The organism is Bacillus sp. BPN334 (assembly GCF_008368885.1).
GTDB lineage: Bacteria > Bacillota > Bacilli > Bacillales > Bacillaceae_G > Bacillus_A > Bacillus_A wiedmannii.
This window is the reverse complement of record NZ_QOZW01000022.1, coordinates 1-24,274: the sequence shown is the minus strand read 5'-3', so window position 1 is coordinate 24,274 and position 24,274 is coordinate 1. Positions and strand designations below refer to the sequence as shown.

The following is a 24,274-nucleotide window of genomic DNA, read 5'->3' as shown; positions in this document are numbered from 1 at the left end:
TCTAACAGTTGGTGATTTTTACATGAACAGGTAAATTCACCACTTTGATCATCAGTAGAAAGTGAGGCAGCATTAGAATGAAAGCAACTGGAATCGTACGTCGAATTGATGATTTAGGTAGGGTAGTAATTCCGAAGGAAATTCGTAGAACTTTACGTATTCGAGAAGGAGACCCACTAGAAATATTTGTTGATCGCGATGGAGAAGTGATTTTGAAAAAATATTCTCCAATTAGTGAACTAGGTAATTTTGCAAAGGAATATACGGAAGCTTTATACGATAGCTTAGGACATAATGTGCTTGTATGCGATCGTGATTCTATTATCGCAGTAGCAGGCGTATCTAAAAAAGAATACTTAAATAAAAGTGTTGGCGATTTAATTGAGAAGACAATGGAAGAGCGTAAGTCTGTAATTATGACAGATGAAAGCGAAATTTCAATTATTGATGGAGTAACAGAAAAAGTGAGTTCCTATACAATTGGCCCGATTGTTGCGAATGGGGATCCAATTGGAGCTGTTGTTATCTTCTCTAAAGAGGCTATTATAAGTGAAGTAGAGCATAAGTCAGTAAATACAGCTGCAAGCTTTTTAGCGAAACAAATGGAGCAGTAAGGCTATATGGAATTTTAGAAGTAGCAATCTTTCCTAATTATGATATTTCTTCTTGAGAAATCAAATATTTGGAGATATATGTATATTGAATGAAGGTAGCGCTTTGCTACCTTTTTTCGTTGAACATTTCTATCGTTGCGCGAACGTATTATTACTCGTGTAGGCAAGGAAGCTTGTCCTTTTCTTTATGATATAATACGAGGGGTGAGAATAGAAAAAGGAGTTTTCTTGTATGGAATCAAAGAAGTATCAAGCCTTTTGGCGTGGGGCTATTATATTAACAATCGCAAGTTTTGTTACAAAGGTATTAAGCGCTTTTTACCGTATTCCATATCAAAATATAGCGGGTGATATTGGTTTTTATATTTACCAACAAATTTATCCGTTTTATGGATTTTGTTTAATTTTAGCTACTTATGGGTTCCCCATTATAATTTCAAAAATGGTTGCGGAACGATTAGAGCGAGGGAAACAACAAGAAGCAGAAGAAATTATCTGTGTATCTTTTTGGTCTTTATTGGGAATTGGTTTCGTAGGCTTTTTTACATTGTTTTTTGGTGCCGAAACAATTGCAGCAGCCATGGGTGATATACACTTAGATAAGTTATTACGTGTTATTTCATTTTCATTCATATTGATGCCGTTTTTATCTGTAGCAAGAGGATATTTTCAGGGGTTCAATAATATGATGCCAACAGCTGTTTCGCAAGTGATAGAACAAACGATTCGTGTTTCTATTATTGTATTTTTATCTCTATTCCTAATTGCTCACGGATTTGATTTATATACAGTCGGTGCAGGTGCTATGTTAGGTTCAATCGCAGGCGGACTGATTGGGATTATCGTACTTGTACTTTATATGCGTCATGACTTTCGTTCTATATTTTTCAAGAGTGTAAAGAGAATTAAGGGGAAAAAGAGGATCATTAAAATTCTGTTTTGGCAGGGATTGGCGATTTGTGTTAGTAATTTAGTACTTATTTTTATACAAATGGCTGATTCCATTTCCTTCTATTCCTTACTTATTGGGGCAGGAGAACAAGCTGAAAGTGCAAAGGTATTAAAAGGTGTTTACGACAGAAGTATCCCGCTTATGCAATTAGGTACTGTCGTGACAACTTCTTTCTCATTGTCACTTATTCCAATTATTACAGCGGCGAAGGAAAGAGGAGATCTTTCCTTTATTCGAGAAAAGGTAAAGTTAGCAATGAAAATAACATTTGTTATTGGATTTGCAGCTGCCATTGGATTAACTTGTATTATTCAGCCTACGAATATTATGTTGTTTGAAAATAGTGATGGGTCAGATGTTTTATCCATTTTATCTTTATCTATTTTATTTAGTTCATTGTCGATTACAACTGCTTCTATTTTGCAAGGGTTAGGACAAACATTAAAACCAGCAATATTCGTTATATTTGGGGGTTGTTTAAAGTTAGCTTTAAATTATACATTAATGCCGTATTTTGGTGTGAAGGGAGCTGCAATTGCAACACTAGTTGCGTTAATTGTAATTTCTGTGCTAAATAGTGCATTACTTATGCAAGCTGTATCTGAATCGCTTATCGATAAGCGTAATATGTTAGGTGTAGTTATTAGTGGTATCGGTATGGGGTTTGTATTAATAATATTTATACGTGTGATGCAAATGTCTGGATTAGTAATTGATACAACGCATAGAGGAATTGCAACACTTGAGGCATTGTTAGGTGTAGCTATCGGTGGATTAACATATGTGTTTTTAATTTTAAAATTACGTGTATTTACAAAAGCGGAAATAGGAACCGTTATGAAAAAAGAGAAAAAAGAAGGTTTATTGAAGAAGAGTGGATAGAGGTGGCAGGTTGTGAGTGGAATCATTACTATTTTAGGGTTAGGTGCTGGTGAGTTAGATCAGTTAACGATGGGTGTATATCGAAAAATAAAAGAAGCAGATCACATGTTTGTTAGAACGAAGGAACATCCCGTTATAGAAGAGTTGGAGAAAGAAGGTATACAATATACAGCCTTTGACAGTGTATATGAAGCGCATGATACATTTGAAATTGTATATGAAACAATCGCGAATACATTGCTAGAACAAGCTGAAGGCACAGAAATCATCTATGCCGTGCCAGGGCATCCGCTTGTAGCGGAAAGAACGGTTCAGCTACTGTTGGAAAAAGGCGAAGTAGCGAATGTTGAAGTGCGCATTGAAGGTGGACAAAGTTTCCTTGATCCTATGTTTGCGAGTCTAAAGATTGATCCGATTGAAGGATTCCAATTAATTGACGCCACATCATTTGAAAGAGGACAATTAGAATTACGTCAACATTTAATCTTTTGCCAAGTATATGATGCATTCGTTGCGTCTGATGTGAAATTAACATTAATGGAGATGCTATCAGATGATTATGAAGTGTATATCGTAACAGCTGCAGGGACTTCGTTTGAACAAGTTAAAAAGGTACCGTTGTACATGTTAGATCATGAAACAGAGTTGAATAATTTAACGAGTGTATATGTACCACCAGTTAAAGAACGTGCGTCCTTGTATCAACAGTTTGATGTGCTTAGAGAAATTATTGCAGACCTTCGTGGACCGAATGGTTGTCCGTGGGATAAAAAGCAAACACATCAATCTTTAAAGAAGTATTTAATTGAGGAAGCTTATGAAGTGTTGGAAGCAATTGATGAAGAGGATGATGATCACTTAGTAGAAGAACTGGGTGATATATTATTACAAGTTATGTTGCATGCTCAAATCGGGGAGGATGAAGGTTGGTTCTCTATAGATGATATTATTCGAACTTTATCTGAGAAAATGGTTCGCCGCCACCCGCATGTATTTGGGAATACGGATGTAAATAATGCTGATGAAGTAATTGCCAATTGGGAAGAAATTAAAAAACAAGAAAAAGGATTCGTGAAAGAATCTGTTTTAAATGGGGTTCCAAAAAGTTTGCCACAATTACTACGCGCCTATGAAATCCAGAAAAAAGCTGGCAAAGTTGGTTTCGATTGGGTTGATGTACAACCGATGATAGAGAAAGCCTTAGAAGAATGGCAAGAGTTCCAGCAAGAAGTTACAAATATGGATGAGGCGAAAATGTTAGGTGAATTTGGCGATTTACTATTTGCGTTTGTGAATATAGCTCGTCATTATAAAATAGATCCCGAAGAGGCGTTACGTTCAACGAATGAGAAATTCGTCGGTCGTTTCTTATACATGGAAGCAAAGGTAGCTGAAATGAATAAAGATATGCAAGATTTATCATTAGAGCAGTTAGATGTTTTATGGGAAGAGGCAAAACAAACAGAGCGTTAATAGGGGGATTTGATATGCGTCTAGATAAGTTTTTAAAAGTATCACGTTTAATTAAAAGAAGAACATTAGCGAAAGAAGTAGCTGATCAAGGAAGAATATCAATTAATGGTCAAGTGGCAAAAGCGAGTTCAGATGTGAAAGTAGCTGATGAATTAACAATTCGTTTTGGTCAAAAAATAGTAACTGTAAAAATAAACGAATTGAAAGAAACGACTAAAAAAGAAGATGCAGCAAATATGTATAGTTTAGTTCGCGAAGAAAAAGTAAAGGCTGAAGAAGGCTTGTTCTAAAATCAATTATCCCTTCATACATTACTAATAGCTAGTATAAATCTATGGGGGGATTTACGTGAATAATGGTTACTCACCTATGTCTTCTAATCAACAAAATGTTTCGGTAGAGCATGATATTATTATGCGTGGCAGGCGTGTAATTGATATTACCGGTGTAAAGCAGGTAGAGAGTTTTGATAGCGAGGAGTTTTTACTTGAGACCGTAATGGGTTTTTTAACAATTCGTGGTCAAAATTTGCAAATGAAAAATTTAGATGTAGAAAAAGGTGTTGTATCGATTAAAGGGAAAGTTCATGAGATGCTGTATATTGATGAGAATCAAGGGGAGAAAACTAAAGGATTCTTTAGTAAGTTGTTTAAATGAGCCTAACAATTCAGTTGTATACGATGCTCTCAATGATCGGAATGGGTGCTTGGATTGGAGCGTCTTTAGATACATACCAACGATTTTTAAAGCGGCAAGAACGTAAACGTTGGCTTGTATTTATACATGATATACTATTTTGGATTGTCCAAGCATTATTCGTTTTTTATGTATTGCTTCTTGTAAATGAAGCTGAACTACGTATATATGTATTTTTGGCATTATTATGTGGTTTTGCGGCGTATCAAAGCTTATTGAAAGCACTATACATGAAACTGTTAAATTTTCTCATCTATATTTTTATGCAAACAACACATTTTTTTGTTCAAATTATAAAGCTACTCATGATAAAACCTGTTATTATTATAGCGCAGCTATTTATTGCATTTATATTATTCTTATTTCGTATACTGCTTTCAATTGGACATGTGTTATGGAAAATGGTGATTTGGATATTACTTTTCATATGGAAAGTTTTTTTCTGGCCTGTTCGATTTATTGCTTCGCTCATATGGAAACTTCTCCCTAATCGTGTTAAACTTTTTATAATGAAACATGTAGGGTTCCTGCAATATATAGCAAAATTGAAGGGACACATCTTCCAATTATGGGAGCGTATAAAAAAGAAGTTAGGGGGACCTCGGAAATGAGGGAACTGAGACAAAGAACAATCGAAAAACAGAGTCCAAATCCTGTTAAAGAGCATATAATACAAACGGATGAGAACAGGAAGCGACTTTATCGCCGTTTAGCGGTTTTTCTTGTCTTTGCTTTTACAATTATTGCGAGTATTAGTGTAACGTTTTATCAACAAAACAGTTCCATTAGAGCAAAAGAAGCAAAAGTTAAGGACATGAAAAAAGAACTGGATTCATTAACGAATAAAGAAAAGAGTCTAAAAGACGAAGTTCAAAAGTTAAATGATGAAGAGTACGTATTAAAGATTGCTAGAAGGGATTATTTCTTCTCTGGAAAAGGGGAGATAATTTTTCCTGTTTCTAAGTAGAGTATGTCTTATTGACACTATATTTTAGGATTATATATAATAAAGTAAAATTTGACTTTTTAACCACTAAGGAGGAGCATTTTTTTTATGTCAATCGAGGTAGGCAGCAAGTTACAGGGTAAAGTAACAGGTATTACAAATTTTGGGGCTTTTGTGGAGCTGCCAGAAGGCTTAACGGGTCTTGTTCATATTAGTGAAGTTGCTGATAATTATGTGAAAGATATTAACGATCACTTAAAAGTGGGCGACCAAGTAGAAGTAAAAGTTATTAACGTTGAAAAAGATGGCAAGATCGGTCTATCTATTAAAAAAGCGAAAGAGCGTGAAAAAACAGAAGGAGATCGTCCACGTGGTGAATACCAACGCGGTGGCGGTGGCGATCAACAACGTTCTGGACGTCCACAACGTAATCGTTCTTTCAACAGAGATAACCGTGGTGGCGGTAACGAACGAGCTCCAAAAGAAACATTCGAGCAAAAGATGGCACGTTTCTTAAAGGACAGTGAAGATCGTTTAACTTCTTTAAAGCGTAACACAGAATCTAAACGTGGTGGCCGTGGCGCACGTCGCGGATAATAAGAACGTTTAATTCTTAGCATATAGAGAAGTACCCAGGGCGATTGCTCGGGGTGCTTTTTTATATGTGAAAATATATTTTTAAAAAAGTTTTCAAGATGTGTTGACTTTAAAATATATCTGAGGTAAGATACTAATTGTCCGTTAAATAAGACGACATGGCGGTGTAGCTCAGCTGGCTAGAGCGTACGGTTCATACCCGTGAGGTCGGGGGTTCGATCCCCTCCGCCGCTATATTTAATTTAACGGCCCGTTGGTCAAGTGGTTAAGACACCGCCCTTTCACGGCGGTAACACGGGTTCGAATCCCGTACGGGTCATCCTAAAAAGATCATGCAAATTTGCATGATCTTTTTTTGTTAAATAAATTAAGACATACAACACTTCTACAAAATCACCCTATATTTTCTGAATGTTCAATTAAAATAGTGAGAATAAATTACATACCGTGTATATATGTAGAGTTATTTCGAATAAAAAGTCGAACGATTATAAAAGTGAAAACTGTTGTTTTGACAAAAATCCCAATAATCATCTTTTATAATGACAGTAATTAAACTATGCAGGTGGTGTTAAAAATATGCCTAAAGCAGGAAGGAATACTATGAATACAAGTGCATTGGCAATGAATGAGAGTCAGCTTGGAGCAGTAAAGTGGACGAGTAAGTTGCGAATGAAGTTTGAGCAGGTTTTCTTTAGATGGGGATTTATTATTGTTGTTATTGGTTTTCTTTTGGGACGAGCGTATATATTAACAAACATTTTACCGTTTGCACTGCCGTTTTTTGCTGCTGTTTATGTTATGAAGCGGGATAAAATGCCGCTCGCGTTCTTGGCTCTTATGGGGGGCGCACTTTCAGTTTCGATAGATAATTTATTCTTTACCTTTGCATCTATTTTTACTTTCTTCATTTATAATATCTTCTTTAGTCGGTTTACACGTAAAACTGTTGGACTTGTTCCATTCCAAGTATTTATCTCCGCATTAACCGCACATTTAGTTGTCGTATATTTCGCGCAACAAACTGTCACCATGTACGATTTACTCGTTAGTACGATTGAGGCAGGGCTTAGCTTCGTATTAACTATGATATTTTTACAAAGTGTTCCGCTTTTAGTAGAACGAAAAGGTAAACAACAAGCGCTAGAGACAGAAGAAATTGTTTGTTTAATTATATTACTAGCATCTGTTTTAACAGGTACAACAGATTGGTTTGTATATGACGCTTCTATTCAACATATTTTTACTAGGTATTTAGTGCTCGTGTTTGCATTTATCGCGGGGGCTGCTACAGGATCTACAGTGGGGGTGGTCACTGGATTAATATTAAGTTTAGCCAATGTCTCCAGTTTGTCTCAACTTAGTCTACTTGCTTTTTCTGGGTTGCTTGGTGGTTTGTTAAAAGAAGGGAAGCGTTTAGGTGTTAGTTTAGGTTTATTAATTGGGACGAGCTTGATTACGCTATATGTAGACAAGCAAACAAACATTGTGACAACTTTAATTGAATCTGGTGTGGCGATTGTGTTCTTCTTATTAACACCGAAACTTGTTATGGATCGTATTGCTAAATTCATGCCAGGCACACAGGAACATTCACAAGATCAACAACAGTATTTAAGAAGGATGCGTGATGTTACAGCGAATAAAATTAATCAATTTGCCAATGTATTTGCTGCTTTATCTAATAGCTTTTCTGTATATGGATATGTGGAGGAGGAAGATAAAGAGACAGAAGCGGATTTGTTCTTAAGTACAATTACTGCAAAAACATGTCAAACATGCTTTAAAAAGGACCAATGCTGGGTAGTTAATTTCGACAAAACGTACGATTATATGAAACAAATAATGAGTGAAACGGAAGAGGGGACGTTGCAGCATAATCGGAAGTTAGTTCGTGAATGGGACAAGCATTGTGTGAGAGGGAAGAAAGTGACGGATTTAGTAGCGGGTGAATTAGATCACTTCTATGAAGGACAAAAATTACGAAAACAAATGAAAGAAAACCGTAGAATAGTAGCGGAGCAACTATTAGGTGTATCAAAAGTTATGGAGGATTTTGCTAAGGAGATCCAAAGAGAACGAGAAAATCATCAAGTGCAGGAAGAACAGATTATGCAAGCGTTTCGTGATTTTGGCGTAGAAGTAGAGCATGTTGATATATATTGTTTAGATAGAGGAAGTATTGATATTGAAATGTTGATTCCGGTTGCATCTAATGAACATGGAGAATGTGAAAAGTTAGTTGCGCCGATGCTTTCTGATATTCTAAAGGAAAATATTGTTGTTAAACATGAAGAAAAATCTTCTTATCCGAACGGCCACAGCTTAATATCATTTGGTTCAGCAAAAACGTATTCTCTTGATACTGGGTTGGCCACAGCTGCAAAAGGCGGTGGGTTTGTTTCTGGTGACTCTTATGCGATGATGGATTTGAGTGTTGGTAAATATGCACTTGCAATTAGTGATGGTATGGGAAATGGGCAAAGAGCTCATATGGAGAGTAAAGAAACGGTGAAATTATTACAAAAAATACTTCAATCAGGCATTGATGAGGAAATAGCGATTAAATCTATCAATTCTATTCTTTCTTTAAGAACAACAGAAGAGATGTTTACGACGTTAGATTTAGCTATGGTGGATTTACGGGATGCGAGTGCGAAATTTTTAAAGATTGGATCGACGCCGAGTTTTGTTAAACGCGCGAATAATATTTTGAAAATTGAGGCAAGTAATTTACCGATGGGGATTATTGAGGATGTTGAAGTTGATGTAGTAGGTGAACAATTAAAAACGGGCGATATCCTTATTATGATGAGCGATGGGATTTTCGAAGGAGCGCAACATGTAGAGAATCACGAGCTATGGATGAAACGAAAAATTAAAGAATTACAAACCGAAGATCCGCAAGAAATTGCTGATATCATTATGGAAGAGGTGATTCGCTCTTGTGATGGTTATATAAATGACGATATGACTATCGTTGTGGCGAAAGTGAAGAAAAATATGCCGAAGTGGGCTACGATTCCAATTGTAGGAATGCAGGCACAATAAATTTTAAGTGTGATGTTTCTTTATCACTGTTTCTTTCTAAAAACCTAGGTGGATGCCTAGGTTTTTTACTTTAAAAGATAATGTTATTATTTTTGTGAATATGTACGGATGATGTAAGATAAAAATGTAATTTTTGTATATCTTTTTTTTGCACAATGTTTGTAAAAGTTGTACCATTATAAACAAGGTAACTAACGTTGCTGTTCTTGTTTAATGAAAGGTGATTACGAAGTTGAAAGATACATTTGTTGAAAAGGTAGATGACTTTGTAAAGCAGCATGATGTATTAAAGGAACGTTCAACAATTGTTGTAGGGGTTTCTGGTGGTCCTGACTCTTTGGCTCTTTTATATTATTTGTTAGAAAAAAGAGCAGCAAAACAGTTTGAAATTGTAGTGGCACATGTGGATCATATGTTTAGAGGTGATGAATCTCATGAGGACCTACAGTTTGTGCAGGACCTTTGTAAAGGGCTGGGAGTTATTTGCGAAACGATAAGGATTAATGTGTCGCAATATCAACAGCAACACGGAATGAATGCACAGGTTGCTGCTAGAGAATGCAGATATGCATTTTTGGAAAGAATAATGAAGAAATATGATGCGAGATATGTAGCTCTTGGACATCATGGTGATGATCAAGTAGAGACGATTTTAATGCGCCTTGTACGAGGGAGTACTCCGAAAGGATATGCAGGAATTGCAGTGAAGCGTCCTTTTCATAATGGATATTTAATTAGGCCGTTACTTGGAGTAACGAAGGAAGAGATTGTTGATTACTGTAATAAGCTAAAAATAATTCCCCGTATAGATCCAAGTAATAAAAAGGAAGTATATACAAGGAATCGATTACGTAAATATGTTCTTCCTCATTTGAAAGAAGAAAATTCACAAGTGCATGAGAAATTCCAAAAATTTAGCATGCAAATGCAAGAGGATGAGGCGTATTTGCAGGAATTAGCTTTTGAGAAAATGAATAAAGTAATTACAAAAAAAAGTGATAAACAAATTAGCTTATCAATTCCTGCCTTTGAATCCATGTCTATGTCTTTACAAAGAAGAGGGATTCAACTAATATTAAACTATCTTTATGAATATAAGATTCCATCTTCTCTTTCCTCTATACATATTGACAAAGTGATTGAGTTTTTTAAGCGGACACAACCTTCGGGTTCACTTGATTTTCCAGGTGATTTAAAAATTGTTCGCGCATACGAAGAGTGCAGCTTTGGATTTAAACAAGGAATTGTTTCTCCTTTTTTACAAGATTTATCAGTGCCCGGGACAATTACGCTATCGAACGGGGATAAGCTTGTAACAGAGGTGAGCGAAGACATACCAAGTAACATGAATGAAACAGTATTTGTTGCTAAGTATAATGATATATCATATCCACTTCGTATTCGTTCTAGAGAAAATGGAGATCGCATGTCAATACAAGGTATGAATGGCACAAAAAAGATAAAAGCTATCTTTATCGAAGCGAAAGTACCAAGAGAAAAAAGAGAAGAATGGCCGGTCGTTTGTGATGCAAGTGGGAATATTATTTGGGTACCCTTGTTGAAGCGATCTGCATTTGCTATCTCGAAAGAGACGGCAAAGAAGGATAAATATATGATTATTCACTACAAAAGCAAGGAGTCTTCCGGGAGGATAATGAAATGATGAATCAAGATATCGAAAAAGTATTAATTTCTGAAGAACAAATACAAGAAAAGGTGCTCGAATTAGGCGCAATTATTGCAGAGGATTATAAAAACACAGTACCTCTTGCGATTGGCGTATTAAAGGGCGCGATGCCATTCATGGCAGATTTATTAAAGAGAACAGATACATATCTTGAAATGGACTTTATGGCTGTATCTAGTTATGGTCACTCTACCGTTTCAACAGGCGAAGTGAAAATTTTAAAAGACCTTGATACTTCTGTAGAAGGTCGCGATATTTTAATCGTTGAAGATATTATTGATAGCGGTCTTACGCTAAGTTACTTAGTAGACCTATTTAAATATCGTAAAGCGAAGTCTGTAAAAATTGTTACGTTATTAGATAAGCCGACAGGCCGCAAGGTAGATTTGAAAGCGGATTATGTTGGATTTACTGTTCCGCATGAATTTGTTGTAGGATATGGATTAGATTATAAAGAGCAGTACCGTAATCTTCCTTATGTAGGAGTATTAAAACCAAGCGTTTACTCAAATTAATTAAATACAGGCGTTACAATTGTATAGGAAAGTTTTTCTATGTTACGATTTACAATAGTGTTTATGCCGTGAGAGGAGGTTAGGAATGAATCGTATCTTCCGTAATACCATCTTTTATTTACTGATATTCCTAGTAGTAATTGGAATCGTGAGCTATTTTAATGGTTCGACGCAAAAAACGACATCAGTTAGCTACGATAAATTCATTACTAAACTAGAAAAAGGTGAAGTGCGTAATGTGCAACTTCAACCGAAAAATGGTGTATTTGAGGTAAAAGGACAATTTAACAACTCTAGCCAAGGAGAACAATTTGTTACTTATGCACCAAATACTGAGGAATTACAAAAGAAAATTAATGACAAAGCGCAAGGTGCTGAAGTTAAGTATCAACCAGCAGAAGAAACAAGTGCTTGGGTAACGTTCTTTACTTCTATCATTCCGTTTGTCATTATCTTCATTTTATTCTTCTTCTTATTAAACCAGGCTCAGGGCGGCGGTAGCCGTGTTATGAACTTCGGGAAAAGTAAGGCGAAGTTATATAATGACGAAAAGAAAAAAGTTCGTTTCAGAGATGTTGCTGGAGCGGATGAAGAGAAACAAGAGCTTGTTGAGGTAGTTGAATTCTTGAAAGATCCTCGTAAGTTCGCTGAAGTTGGTGCTCGTATTCCGAAGGGTGTTCTATTAGTAGGACCTCCAGGTACAGGTAAAACTTTACTAGCACGTGCCGTTGCAGGTGAGGCTGGCGTTCCATTCTTCTCTATCAGTGGTTCTGATTTCGTAGAGATGTTCGTTGGTGTCGGTGCATCACGTGTACGTGATTTATTCGAAAATGCAAAGAAAAATGCTCCTTGTATCATTTTCATTGATGAAATTGATGCAGTAGGACGTCAACGTGGCGCAGGTCTTGGTGGTGGCCATGATGAGCGTGAGCAAACGTTGAACCAATTACTTGTTGAAATGGATGGATTCGGTGCAAACGAAGGTATTATTATCATTGCTGCAACAAACCGTCCCGATATTCTTGATCCAGCGTTATTACGTCCAGGTCGTTTTGACCGTCAAATTACAGTAGATCGTCCAGATGTAAATGGCCGTGAAGCTGTACTGAAAGTACATGCTCGTAATAAACCGCTTGATGATCATATCAACTTAAGAGCAATTGCAACTCGTACACCAGGGTTCTCTGGTGCTGATCTTGAAAACTTATTAAACGAAGCTGCTTTAGTAGCTGCGCGTCAAGATAAGAAGAAAATTGATATGAGTGACATTGATGAAGCAACGGATCGTGTTATTGCAGGTCCTGCTAAGAAAAGTCGTGTTATCTCTGAAAAAGAACGTAATATCGTTGCATTCCATGAAGCTGGCCATACTGTAATTGGTGTTGTCCTTGATGAAGCAGATATCGTTCATAAAGTAACAATTGTCCCTCGTGGTCAAGCTGGTGGATATGCAGTGATGCTTCCGAAAGAAGATCGTTACTTCATGACAAAACCAGAGTTACTTGATAAAATCACTGGTTTACTTGGTGGTCGAGTAGCTGAAGAGATTGTGTTTGGTGAAGCAAGCACAGGTGCTCACAACGACTTCCAACGTGCGACTGGTATTGCAAGACGTATGGTTACGGAATTCGGTATGAGTGATAAGCTTGGACCAATGCAATTCGGTAGCTCACAAGGTGGTCAAGTGTTCTTAGGAAGAGACTTCCATTCAGAACAAAACTACAGTGATGCAATTGCACATGAAATCGATGTGGAAATGCAAACTATTATAAAAGAATGTTATGCTCGCGCGCACCAAATTCTTACTGAAAAACGTGATAAGCTAGATATTATTGCGAAAACGTTACTTGAAGTAGAAACGTTAGATGCAGAGCAAATCAATCATTTATATGATTACGGCAGATTGCCAGAGCGTCCAACATCTTCAGATGATGTGAAAGTAAACATCAATATGAAGAAGGACGATGAAGAATCAGAAGATAAGTAAGAGATGAAGGAGTGACGATGGTCACTCCTTTTTTTATTTGTGGAACGAAATGAAGTAGAAAAAGAATTTAAATAAATTGGGTATTAAAAATTGAAATAGAGCGTAATCTTTTTGTAAAATGATGAGGATAGAAAAGCTGATTATATAAGTATGTGTGATATGATGTTTTTATAAGTTTTATACATACTGCACAAATATAGATTAAATAAGATAAGTGGTGAGAATATGATTTTTGTATTGGATGTAGGGAACACAAATGCTGTACTAGGCGTGTTTGAAGAGGGGGAACTTCGTCAACACTGGCGCATGGAAACAGATCGTCATAAGACAGAAGATGAATATGGAATGCTTGTCAAGCAGTTGCTTGAGCATGAAGGTCTTTCGTTTGAAGATGTGAAAGGTATTATCGTGTCTTCAGTCGTACCACCAATTATGTTTGCTTTAGAGCGCATGTGTGAAAAGTATTTTAAAATTAAACCGCTTGTAGTAGGTCCTGGAATAAAAACAGGGCTAAATATTAAATATGAAAATCCACGTGAAGTAGGCGCGGACCGAATTGTAAATGCGGTAGCAGGAATCCACTTGTATGGAAGTCCGCTTATTATTGTCGATTTCGGTACGGCTACTACATATTGTTATATTAACGAAGAAAAGCATTATATGGGTGGAGTTATTACGCCGGGAATTATGATTTCAGCAGAGGCTTTATATAGTAGAGCGGCAAAACTTCCTCGTATTGAAATTACAAAACCAAGCAGTGTTGTTGGAAAGAATACGGTAAGTGCAATGCAATCTGGTATTCTTTATGGTTATGTTGGACAAGTGGAAGGTATTGTTAAGCGTATGAAAGAGGAAGCTAAACAAGAACCGAAAGTTATTGCAACAGGTGGATTAGCGAAATTAATTTCAGAAGAATCGAATGTAATTGACGTTGTAGATCCATTTTTAACATTAAAGGGTTTGTATATGTTATACGAGCGTAATGCAAATTTACAGCATGAGAAAGGTGAATAAATGAGTATGAAAGATTATTTAGTAAAAGCGTTAGCGTTTGATGGGGAAGTGCGTGCATATAGTGTACGTACTACAAACACAGTAAGTGAGGCGCAAAGACGTCATGATACATGGAGAACAGCTTCAGCGGCACTTGGTCGTTCTTTAACTGCAGGTACAATGATGGGCGCGATGTTAAAAGGTGACCAAAAGTTAACGATTAAGGTAGAAGGTAATGGTCCGATTGGTCCCATCTTAGTAGATGCTCATGCAAATGGGGATGTACGTGGTTATGTAACGAATCCACATGTTGATTTTGAAGGAACGGAACAAGGAAAATTACGTGTATATCAAGCGGTAGGTACTGAGGGATTTGTAACAGTAATTAAAGATATTGGTATGCGTGAGCCGTTTATTGGTCAATCTCCAATTGTTTCAGGAGAATTAGGGGAAGACTTCACGTATTATTTTGCAGTTTCTGAGCAAACACCTTCTTCTGTAGGAGTTGGCGTTCTTGTAAATGGAGATGACAGCATATTAGCGGCAGGTGGATTTATCCTTCAAATTATGCCAGGTGCACAGGAAGAAACAATTTCATTCATCGAAGATCGTTTGCAAAAAATTCCTCCTGTATCAACGTTAATCGAACAAGGGCTTTCTCCAGAAGAGTTACTGTATGCAGTTCTTGGAGAAGATAAAGTAAAAGTATTAGAAGTGATGGATGTTCAATTTAATTGCACATGCTCACGCGAACGTATTGAGAGTGTGTTAATTAGTTTGGGTAAAACAGAGTTAGAGCAAATTCGCGAAGAAGAAGAAGAGACAGAAGTTCATTGTCATTTCTGTAATGAGCGATACAAGTTTTCTAAAGAAGATATTACAAATTTAATTGAGAGTTTGTCATAAGGGAAGTGAGGGAATCCATCCTCTAAATAGATTGACAAACAGGGAATTTTCTGACAAAATCGAAATATAGATAAAACCAATAAAAATACTCGGTGTTAGGAGTGACAGGAATGCGAGTGGCACAATCAGTTTCAGAATTAATCGGGAAAACGCCGATCGTTAAGTTGAACCGCATCGTAGAATCAAACAGCGCAGATATATACTTAAAATTAGAATTTATGAATCCAGGGAGCAGTGTTAAAGATCGTATTGCATTAGCTATGATTGAAGATGCTGAAAAAAAAGGATTATTAAAAGAAGGCGATACAATCATTGAGCCAACAAGTGGTAACACAGGAATTGGTTTAGCGATGGTAGCGGCCGCTAAAGGATATAAGGCAATTTTAGTAATGCCAGAAACAATGAGTATTGAGCGTCGTAATTTATTACGTGCTTACGGTGCAGAATTAGTATTGACTCCAGGACCTGAAGGAATGGGTGGAGCGATTCGTCAAGCGACTGAATTAGCAAAAGAGCATGGCTACTTTATACCACAACAGTTCAAAAATCAATCAAATCCAGAAATTCATCGTTTAACAACAGGGCCAGAAATTGTTGAACAAATGGGTGAACAATTAGATGCGTTTATTGCAGGTATTGGTACAGGTGGAACGATTACTGGTGCTGGTGAAGTACTGAAGGAAGCGTATAAAGATATTAAAATTTATGCAGTAGAACCTGCGGATTCACCAGTACTATCTGGTGGGAAACCGGGTCCACATAAAATCCAAGGAATTGGGGCGGGATTCATCCCAGAGACATTGGATGTAGAGGTATATGATGAAATTGTTCAAGTAAAAGCAGAGCAAGCATTTGAATATGCAAGAAGAGTGGCTAAAGAGGAAGGTATTTTAGTGGGTATCTCTTCTGGAGCAGTTATTTATGCAGCAACAGAAATTGCGAAAAAGTTAGGTAAAGGGAAAAAGGTACTTGTTATTATCCCAAGTAACGGTGAACGTTATTTAAGTACACCGCTTTATCAATTTGAGTCTTAATTATATGTGATTGAAAAAGCATCCTTGAAAAGGATGCTTTTTCTTTTTGGATTGGAAATAGGAAAAGAGTGAATGACTAGAAAACTTCATGTAAAATAAGAGGTAGTATAATTAATTTATTTTCACTAGCCTTCGAGTATAACCACTTTATATACATAACGAATGTAGTTTGAAGTGGTTAATCTAAGAGGGTGGGATAAAAGAAGACGGGGTGTTGATATGCAACGAAGAAAATCTTTAGCGCTTTCTATTCCATATCAGTTAGATTTCTTTAAGCAGTATAAATTTCTTTCTAAGGATAAACCGCAACATATTTTGTTAGAGAGTGGACGTGGCGGTCGTTATAACATTGTGGGGTTGAACCCAGTAGCGGTAATCCGAGGGAAGGGTGAAACGTTACATATAAGCGAAAGTGGTAAGGAAACAATAAAACAAGGAAACCCATTAGATTTAATGCAGGAATATATGGAGCGATGGAAAACGGACTATAATCCGGAATACCCTCCATTTCAAGGTGGTGCAATTGGTTACTTTAGTTATGATTGCATCCGTTATATTGAAAAACTCCCTTCCCTTGCGGAAGATGACATTAATATACCTGATATATTCTTTTTATTATTTGATGATGTGTTTGTTTATGATCAAAAAGAAAAAGTATTATGGATTATTACACATTATGTAGATAAGCATGAAGAGGCAAAAGAGCGATTAAATGAATGGAAGATTCTTTGGGCGACAGAAGCGCCAGAAGTGAATATACCTTTTGCGTGCCCTGAAGAGAAAAGTGAAACAGTTGCTTTTACAGAAGAAAGCTTTATGAAGGCGGTTGAATGTATTCAAGAATATATTGGAGCTGGTGATGTGTTCCAAGTAAACTTGTCGACAAGGCAAGAAAGAACGTTACAAACACACCCACTCGAAATTTATACAAGTCTTCGTGAAATTAATCCATCTCCATATATGGGTTACTTGGAGCTCGGGGATTTTCAAATTGTTAGTGGATCGCCAGAGTTGCTAATTAAGAAAGAGGGAACCGAAGTAAGTACAAGACCGATTGCTGGAACGAGATCTAGAGGGGCGAATGAGCAAGAGGATGAAGAATTAGCAAAAGAATTAATTGAGAACGAAAAAGAAAGAGCAGAGCACGTCATGCTTGTGGATTTAGAACGAAATGATTTAGGGCGTGTTTGTAAATATGGCACTGTAGAAGTAGATGAATTTATGGTAATTGAGAAATACTCACATGTTATGCATATTGTTTCTAATGTGCGTGGTGAGGTGGAAGAAGATAAAGATGCTTTTGATTTAGTGAAGGCTGTATTCCCTGGGGGAACAATTACTGGTGCCCCGAAAATACGTACGATGGAAATTATTGAAGAATTAGAACCTGTTCGCCGAGGGATTTATACAGGTTCAATCGGGTGGATCGGTTATTCTGGAGATACAGAATTGAATATTGTAATTAGAACACTGCTTGCTAAAGATGGAAAAGCACATGTACAAGCAGGAGCAGGAATTGTAATTGATTCGAATCCGGAAAATGAATATAAAGAGTCGTTAAAAAAGGCGATTGCTTTATGGCGTGCAAAAGAACGTAGCGAAGAAACGGTTAGGTGAGAGAAATGATATTAATGATTGATAATTATGATTCTTTTACATTTAATTTAGTGCAGTTTCTTGGAGAACTTGGACAAGAGCTTGTTGTTAAACGTAACGATGAAGTGACTATTTCAGATGTTGAGAATATGAAACCAGACTTTTTAATGATTTCGCCAGGTCCGTGTAGTCCTAATGAAGCGGGTATTAGTATTGAGGTTATTCAATACTTTGCTGGAAAGATTCCGATTTTTGGGGTTTGTCTTGGACATCAATCCATTGCACAAGTGTTTGGTGGAGAGGTTATACGTGCGGAGCGCTTAATGCATGGGAAAACGTCGCTTATGCATCATGACGGAAAGACGATTTTTTCGGATATCCCTAATCCGTTTACTGCGACACGTTATCATTCCCTTATCGTTAAGAAAGAGACGTTACCTGATTGCTTAGAGGTAACATCTTGGACAGAAGAAGGGGAAATTATGGCGCTCCGTCATACAACATTACCGATTGAAGGTGTACAGTTCCATCCGGAATCAATTATGACTTCCCACGGAAAAGAGTTGTTGCAGAATTTCATTCGTAAATACAGTCCAAGTGTGACATCATGTTAATTTACTTAAATGGTGAGTATGTAGAAGCAAGTGAAGCGAGAATTTCTCCTTATGATCATGGTTATTTATATGGTCTTGGAGTTTTTGAGACGTTTCGTATTTATAATGGTCATCCTTTCTTATTGGATGATCATTATGACCGTTTAATAGATGCGCTGGATACATTGCAAATTAAATGGACAATGACGAAAGATGAAGTACTGCTTATTTTGAAGAATTTACTCGTTAAGAATGAATTAGAGCATGCATATGTACGTTTTAATGTATCAGCGGGTATAGATGAAATTGGATTGCAAACGAAAATGTATGAAGAGCCGTCTGTTATTGTTTTTATAAAACCTTTAGCAGCCCCTGAAGATGTAGTAGAAAAAGAAGGGGTTGTTTTAAAGCAAGTGCGAAATACACCAGAGGGTGCGTCTCGCTTAAAGTCTCATCATTATTTAAATAACATTTTAGGAAAACGTGAAATTGGAAATGTTGTGAATAAGGAAGGTATTTTTCTTACTGAAACAGGTTATGTTGCAGAGGGTATTGTTTCGAATCTCTTTTTCGTGAAAGGTGATATTTTGTATACACCTTCGTTAAAAACGGGGATTTTAAATGGTATCACTCGTGCGTTTATTATAAAGGTTGCTGAAGGGTTGGGCATCGAAGTAAAGGAAGGTTTCTTTACAAAAGATGAATTACTTTCCGCTGATGAAGTTTTCGTAACAAACTCGATTCAAGAAATTGTTCCACTTTATCATATAGAGGGGCGAGATTTCCCGGGTAAAGTAGGTGTGGTTACAAAAAGGTTTATGAATCTTTACGAAATGCAGAGAGAGAAATTGTGGAGCAGAAATGAATTGTGAAGAGGAGATGTGTAGTTTGAAGTGGGATTATGATTTGCGCTGCGGCGAATATACATTGAACTTAAATGAAAAAACTTTAATTATGGGGATTTTAAATGTAACACCAGATTCGTTTTCCGATGGTGGGAGTTACAACGAGGTAGAGGCTGCGGTGCGCCATGCGAAAGAAATGCGAGATGAAGGTGCTCATATTATTGATATCGGCGGTGAATCTACTCGCCCAGGTTTTGCTAAAGTATCAGTGGAAGAAGAAATCAAGCGAGTTGTTCCGATGATTCAGGCGGTTGCAAAAGAAGTGAAATTGCCTATTTCTATCGACACGTATAAAGCTGAAGTTGCAAAACAAGCAATCGAAGCTGGCGCTCATATTATTAATGACGTTTGGGGAGCGAAGGCGGAACCAAAAATCGCTGAAGTTGCAGCTCATTACGATGTACCTATTATCTTGATGCACAATCGCGATAACATGAATTACCGCAATTTAATGGCTGATATGATTGCTGATTTATATGACAGTATTAAAATTGCTAAAGGTGCTGGTGTGCGAGATGAGAATATCATTTTAGACCCAGGCATTGGTTTTGCTAAAACACCTGAACAAAATTTAGAAGCGATGCGTAATTTAGAACAGTTAAACGTACTGGGTTATCCGGTTCTCTTAGGTACTTCAAGAAAGTCCTTTATTGGACATGTGTTAGATTTACCGGTAGAGGAACGTCTTGAGGGAACGGGAGCTACCGTTTGTCTCGGCATTGAAAAGGGCTGTGAGTTTGTTCGTGTTCATGATGTGAAGGAAATGACACGTATGGCTAAGATGATGGACGCGATGATTGGTAAGGGGGTAAAGTAATTGGATAAAATTTATGTTCATGATATGGAGTTTTACGGTTATCATGGTGTATTCCCAGAGGAAAATAAATTGGGTCAGAGATTTAAAGTGGACTTAACGGTGGAGTTGGATTTGAAACAGGCAGGAGAAAGTGATGACTTAGAGCATTCTGTCAATTATGGAGAGCTTTTCGAGTTATGTAGAAAAGTTGTTGAAGATAGAACGTATAAGCTTGTAGAGAGTATCGCTGAAAATATTGCTGCAGATATATTGAAACGATATGAGAGTATTTTCCGTTGTACAATTAAAGTAATTAAACCAGATCCGCCGATACCTGGACATTATCGTGCTGTAGCAGTGGAAATTACGAGAGAACGTCCATGAATAATATAGCTTACATTGCATTAGGTTCAAATATCGGAGAACGTTATACGTATTTAACTGAAGCGATTCAGTTTTTAAACAAAAACCCGTATATCCAAGTTAACGATATTTCATCTATATATGAAACAGAGCCAGTTGGCTATACTGACCAAAGTTGCTTTTTAAATTTAGTTATAAAAATTTCTACCAATTTATCACCGCAAGAATTATTGAAAATTACACAAAGAGTAGAGAATGATTTAGGAAGAAAAAGGGAAATTAGATGGGGTCCGAGGACCATCGACCTTGACATTTTACTATATAATCAAGAGAATATTGAAGCAGAGAATCTTATTGTTCCGCATCCGCGGATGTTCGAAAGAGCTTTTGTTATCGTTCCGTTGTTAGAGATTAATCAAGATATAAAACAAAACATTTCACGTTCACAAGTAGAAGAAATGAAAAGGCGAGAGGGAGTAACGGTATGGAAGCAGAAAAATGGGGAAGACGCATTCGTGCTTTTCGAAAGCTGAAAGGTTATACACAAGAAGGTTTTGCGAAAGAGTTAGGGGTATCTGTATCTGTTTTAGGTGAAGTTGAGAGAGGGAATCGATCGCCTTCCCAAGATTTTGTAGTGGAAGTTGCTAAGGCATTAAAGGTTTCAGTGGAGGAATTAATGCCGAAGTGACTATGAAGGAAGGAGTAAGTCGAGTGTTAAAGATTGCAAACATTGAGATGAAAAACCCGGTTGTATTAGCACCGATGGCGGGAGTGTGTAACTCTGCATTCCGTTTGACAGTAAAAGAATTTGGTGCAGGTTTAGTTTGTGCTGAAATGGTAAGTGATAAAGCGATATTACTTAATAACAAAAGAACATTAGATATGTTATATATTGATGAAAGAGAAAAGCCATTAAGTTTACAAATTTTTGGTGGAGAGAAAGAAACTCTTGTAGATGCTGCGAAATACGTAGATAAATATACGACAGCAGACATTATTGATATTAATATGGGTTGCCCAGTACCAAAAATCATTAAGTGTGATGCGGGAGCAAAGTGGCTTTTAGACCCAAATAAAATATATGAAATGGTAGCGGCAGTTGTAGATGCTGTTGAAAAGCCGGTTACAGTTAAGATGCGTATTGGTTGGGATGCAGATCATATTTTTGCAATTGAGAATGCAAAAGCTGTTGAGCGTGCTGGCGGACAAGCAGTAGCAGTTCATGGACGTACACGAGTACAAATGTATGAAGGGAAAGCGGATTGGGATATTATTAAACAAGTAAAGCAAGCTGTAAATATCCCGGTTATCGGAAATGGTGATGTCGAAACGCCACAAGATGCAAAGCGTATGCTTGATGAAATTGGTGTAGACGGTGTTATGATTGGTCGTGCTGCCCTTGGGGACCCGTGGATGATTTATCGTACGGTAAAGTATTTGGAAACAGGTGAATTAATGCCGGAACCGACAGTGCGTGAGAAAATTGACGTATGTATGTTGCATCTAGATCGTCTTATCGATTTAAAGAACGAAATTGTCGCTGTAAGAGAGATGAGAAAGCATGCAGCTTGGTATTTAAAGGGTGTTCGTGGTAATGCAACTGTACGTAATGGTATCAATGCTTGTAATACGCGTGAGGACCTTGCGAATGTATTAGGTGCATTTGTAGAAGAAGTAGAAGCGAAACAACAAACAATTCACGTTGGTTAATAATAGATAGGGAAGATTGACATTCTTCTATACACTTCCTATAATTACGTGAAAGAAAGAAGAACTGCCAGCTAGTTGCTGGCAGTTTTTCTAGTTGAGTAGAAAATGCTATACTGTATATATTGTAAAAATTAATAGAGCTGGAGTGATATCAATACCATGGATAACATGAACCACGAAGAATTAAACGACCAATTGCTTGTTCGTCGTGAAAAGTTACATAACTTACGTGAGCAAGGAATCGATCCGTTCGGTAAACGATTTGAACGTACAAATGCAACAAATGACTTATTAAGCTTATATGGAGAGTTCTCTAAAGAAGAATTAGAAGAGAAAGAAATCTCTGTTTCTATCGCTGGTCGTATTATGACAAAACGCGGTAAAGGAAAAGCTGGATTTGCACATATTCAAGATTTACATGGACAAGTTCAAATTTATGTTCGTAAAGATGCTGTTGGAGATGAAGAGTACGAATTATTTAAAACAGCAGATTTAGGTGATTTAGTAGGTATTGAAGGTAAAGTGTTCAAAACGAACGTTGGAGAACTTTCGGTGAAAGCAACGGGCTTTACACTATTAACGAAATCTCTTCGTCCATTACCGGATAAATATCATGGATTAAAAGATGTTGAACAACGCTACCGTCAACGTTACTTAGACTTAATCACAAGTATGGAAAGCCGTGAAACATTCGTTACTCGCAGTAAAATCATTCGTGAAATGAGAAGATACTTAGATGACAATGGTTATCTTGAAGTGGAAACACCTATGATGCATGCAATTGCAGGTGGAGCTTCTGCGCGTCCTTTCATTACGCACCATAATGCGTTAGATATGGAATTATACATGCGTATCGCAATTGAACTTCATTTAAAACGCCTTATTGTGGGTGGATTAGAAAAAGTTTATGAAATCGGTCGTGTATTCCGTAATGAGGGTGTATCAACTCGTCATAATCCAGAGTTTACAATGATTGAATTATATGAAGCGTATGCTGATTATAAAGATATTATGAAACTAACAGAAAATATGGTTGCTCATATTGCGAAGCAAGTACTAGGTACAACAACAATCCAATATGGTGATTATGAAATTAATCTAGAACCAGAATGGACACGTCTTCATATGGTAGATGCAATCAAGGAACATTCAGGCGCAGATTTCTGGAATCCAATGAGTGTAGAAGAAGCGCGTGAACTTGCAAAAGAACATAATGTAGGTATTAAGGATACGATGGAAGTTGGTCATATTATAAACGAATTCTTCGAACAAAAAGTAGAAGATAAATTAATCCAACCAACATTTATTTACGGTCATCCGGTAGAAATTTCGCCACTTGCGAAAAAGAATGACGAAGATCCACGATTCACAGATCGTTTCGAATTATTTATCGTTGCACGTGAACATGCAAATGCATTTACTGAGCTAAATGATCCGATTGATCAAAAAGAACGTTTTGAAGCGCAATTAAAAGAACGCGAACAAGGTAATGATGAAGCTCACATGATGGATGATGATTATATTGAAGCTCTTGAGTACGGTATGCCTCCTACAGGTGGACTAGGAATTGGTATTGATCGTCTTGTTATGTTGTTAACGAATGCACCATCTATTCGTGATGTATTATTATTCCCTGCTATGCGTCATAAACAAGACTAAGCTTTGGAGATTTCTCCAAAGCTTTTTTTATTTGAGTATGAGCTACGTGGGGATAGTAGTTCTTGATGGTGCGAGAAATTATATTTATATAGAAGAAATGTGCTGTTTTTATACTTTTTTACTAAGTTGAAAATTTTATTAGAAAAACTATTGCATTTTAATAATCAAACTGGTATATTTATATTCGTTGCCACGAAAGGTAACAAGCAAAACAAACGAAAAACAACTTATTGAAAAAAGTTGTTGACGAAAATATAACGAAATGTTATATTAATAAAGTCGCTTCTGAGCGGCAGACGAGTTCTTTGAAAACTGAACG

24 protein-coding genes and 2 tRNA genes are annotated in these 24,274 nt (G+C 36.9%); all 26 read left to right on the top strand.

Annotated elements, in window-relative coordinates:
- Positions 1–77: 77 nt before the first annotated feature.
- The 26 genes from spoVT to lysS all read left to right on the top strand — a co-directional run bounded on the left by spoVT (position 78) and on the right by lysS (position 23,955).
- Positions 78–614, top strand: a complete 537-nt coding sequence (gene spoVT / locus DN393_RS29105) for a stage V sporulation protein T (protein WP_000648312.1) — start codon at positions 78–80, stop codon at positions 612–614.
- Between the two features lie 232 nt (positions 615–846).
- Positions 847–2,448, top strand: coding sequence for a putative polysaccharide biosynthesis protein (locus DN393_RS29100; RefSeq protein ID WP_088047080.1), 1,602 nt, complete (start codon positions 847–849; stop codon positions 2,446–2,448).
- A gap of 12 nt (positions 2,449–2,460) precedes the next feature.
- Complete coding sequence (yabN, locus tag DN393_RS29095; protein WP_149174191.1) at positions 2,461–3,921, top strand: bifunctional methyltransferase/pyrophosphohydrolase YabN; 1,461 nt, start codon at positions 2,461–2,463, stop codon at positions 3,919–3,921.
- 14 nt (positions 3,922–3,935) lie between these two features.
- The gene (locus DN393_RS29090) at positions 3,936–4,211 is read left to right on the top strand and encodes an RNA-binding S4 domain-containing protein (protein ID WP_001234876.1); all 276 of its coding nucleotides are present in this window, start codon (positions 3,936–3,938) and stop codon (positions 4,209–4,211) included.
- A gap of 58 nt (positions 4,212–4,269) precedes the next feature.
- Positions 4,270–4,578, top strand: a complete 309-nt coding sequence (gene yabP / locus DN393_RS29085) for a sporulation protein YabP (RefSeq protein ID WP_001059101.1) — start codon at positions 4,270–4,272, stop codon at positions 4,576–4,578.
- Positions 4,575–5,228, top strand: coding sequence for a spore cortex biosynthesis protein YabQ (gene yabQ / locus DN393_RS29080; protein ID WP_016085301.1), 654 nt, complete (start codon positions 4,575–4,577; stop codon positions 5,226–5,228). Before yabP ends, yabQ begins: the two co-directional genes overlap by 4 nt.
- Complete coding sequence (divIC, locus tag DN393_RS29075) at positions 5,225–5,584, top strand: cell division protein DivIC (protein ID WP_001208737.1); 360 nt, start codon at positions 5,225–5,227, stop codon at positions 5,582–5,584. The genes yabQ and divIC overlap by 4 nt, the downstream gene beginning before the upstream one ends.
- Positions 5,585–5,671: 87 nt before the next feature.
- Positions 5,672–6,160, top strand: coding sequence for a S1 domain-containing RNA-binding protein (locus tag DN393_RS29070; RefSeq protein WP_000021454.1), 489 nt, complete (start codon positions 5,672–5,674; stop codon positions 6,158–6,160).
- A 160-nt stretch (positions 6,161–6,320) separates the two neighbouring features.
- Positions 6,321–6,394, top strand: a tRNA-Met gene (locus DN393_RS29065).
- 13 nt (positions 6,395–6,407) lie between these two features.
- Positions 6,408–6,479: transfer RNA gene (locus tag DN393_RS29060), tRNA-Glu, on the top strand.
- Positions 6,480–6,739: 260 nt separating this feature from the next.
- Positions 6,740–9,211 carry a stage II sporulation protein E gene (gene spoIIE, locus DN393_RS29055; protein WP_064475159.1) on the top strand — a complete coding sequence of 824 codons (2,472 nt, stop codon included), beginning with the start codon at positions 6,740–6,742 and terminating at the stop codon, positions 9,209–9,211.
- A gap of 232 nt (positions 9,212–9,443) precedes the next feature.
- On the top strand, positions 9,444–10,874 hold the full coding sequence (tilS, locus tag DN393_RS29050; protein WP_064475160.1) for a tRNA lysidine(34) synthetase TilS: 1,431 nt from the start codon (positions 9,444–9,446) through the stop codon (positions 10,872–10,874).
- Positions 10,871–11,413, top strand: a complete 543-nt coding sequence (gene hpt / locus DN393_RS29045; RefSeq protein WP_000981838.1) for a hypoxanthine phosphoribosyltransferase — start codon at positions 10,871–10,873, stop codon at positions 11,411–11,413. The genes tilS and hpt overlap by 4 nt, the downstream gene beginning before the upstream one ends.
- 85 nt (positions 11,414–11,498) lie before the next feature.
- Positions 11,499–13,400, top strand: a complete 1,902-nt coding sequence (ftsH, locus tag DN393_RS29040; RefSeq protein WP_016085296.1) for an ATP-dependent zinc metalloprotease FtsH — start codon at positions 11,499–11,501, stop codon at positions 13,398–13,400.
- 225 nt (positions 13,401–13,625) lie between these two features.
- Positions 13,626–14,414: a type III pantothenate kinase gene (locus DN393_RS29035; RefSeq protein WP_000578367.1), complete on the top strand. Its 789-nt coding sequence runs from the start codon at positions 13,626–13,628 to the stop codon at positions 14,412–14,414.
- Between the two features lie 6 nt (positions 14,415–14,420).
- Positions 14,421–15,299, top strand: a complete 879-nt coding sequence (gene hslO, locus DN393_RS29030; protein ID WP_149174190.1) for a redox-regulated molecular chaperone HslO — start codon at positions 14,421–14,423, stop codon at positions 15,297–15,299.
- Positions 15,300–15,409: 110 nt separating this feature from the next.
- Positions 15,410–16,333: a cysteine synthase A gene (cysK, locus tag DN393_RS29025; protein ID WP_064475161.1), complete on the top strand. Its 924-nt coding sequence runs from the start codon at positions 15,410–15,412 to the stop codon at positions 16,331–16,333.
- 219 nt (positions 16,334–16,552) lie between these two features.
- Positions 16,553–17,950, top strand: coding sequence for an aminodeoxychorismate synthase component I (pabB, locus tag DN393_RS29020; RefSeq protein ID WP_087979110.1), 1,398 nt, complete (start codon positions 16,553–16,555; stop codon positions 17,948–17,950).
- A gap of 5 nt (positions 17,951–17,955) precedes the next feature.
- The gene (gene pabA / locus DN393_RS29015) at positions 17,956–18,543 is read left to right on the top strand and encodes an aminodeoxychorismate/anthranilate synthase component II (RefSeq protein ID WP_149174189.1); all 588 of its coding nucleotides are present in this window, start codon (positions 17,956–17,958) and stop codon (positions 18,541–18,543) included.
- Positions 18,537–19,394 carry an aminodeoxychorismate lyase gene (gene pabC, locus DN393_RS29010; protein ID WP_088047082.1) on the top strand — a complete coding sequence of 286 codons (858 nt, stop codon included), beginning with the start codon at positions 18,537–18,539 and terminating at the stop codon, positions 19,392–19,394. The genes pabA and pabC overlap by 7 nt, the downstream gene beginning before the upstream one ends.
- Positions 19,384–20,244, top strand: a complete 861-nt coding sequence (folP, locus tag DN393_RS29005) for a dihydropteroate synthase (protein ID WP_142315072.1) — start codon at positions 19,384–19,386, stop codon at positions 20,242–20,244. The genes pabC and folP overlap by 11 nt, the downstream gene beginning before the upstream one ends.
- Positions 20,245–20,607: a dihydroneopterin aldolase gene (gene folB, locus DN393_RS29000; protein ID WP_064475166.1), complete on the top strand. Its 363-nt coding sequence runs from the start codon at positions 20,245–20,247 to the stop codon at positions 20,605–20,607.
- Positions 20,604–21,119 (top strand): 2-amino-4-hydroxy-6-hydroxymethyldihydropteridine diphosphokinase, encoded by a 516-nt coding sequence (gene folK / locus DN393_RS28995; protein ID WP_064475167.1) that lies wholly within the window; start codon positions 20,604–20,606, stop codon positions 21,117–21,119. Before folB ends, folK begins: the two co-directional genes overlap by 4 nt.
- On the top strand, positions 21,071–21,274 hold the full coding sequence (locus DN393_RS28990) for a helix-turn-helix domain-containing protein (protein WP_000387029.1): 204 nt from the start codon (positions 21,071–21,073) through the stop codon (positions 21,272–21,274). Before folK ends, DN393_RS28990 begins: the two co-directional genes overlap by 49 nt.
- Before the next feature lie 23 nt (positions 21,275–21,297).
- Positions 21,298–22,296, top strand: coding sequence for a tRNA dihydrouridine synthase DusB (gene dusB, locus DN393_RS28985; protein WP_064475169.1), 999 nt, complete (start codon positions 21,298–21,300; stop codon positions 22,294–22,296).
- A gap of 159 nt (positions 22,297–22,455) precedes the next feature.
- Positions 22,456–23,955: a lysine--tRNA ligase gene (gene lysS, locus DN393_RS28980; protein WP_000369672.1), complete on the top strand. Its 1,500-nt coding sequence runs from the start codon at positions 22,456–22,458 to the stop codon at positions 23,953–23,955.
- Positions 23,956–24,274: the final 319 nt, after the last annotated feature.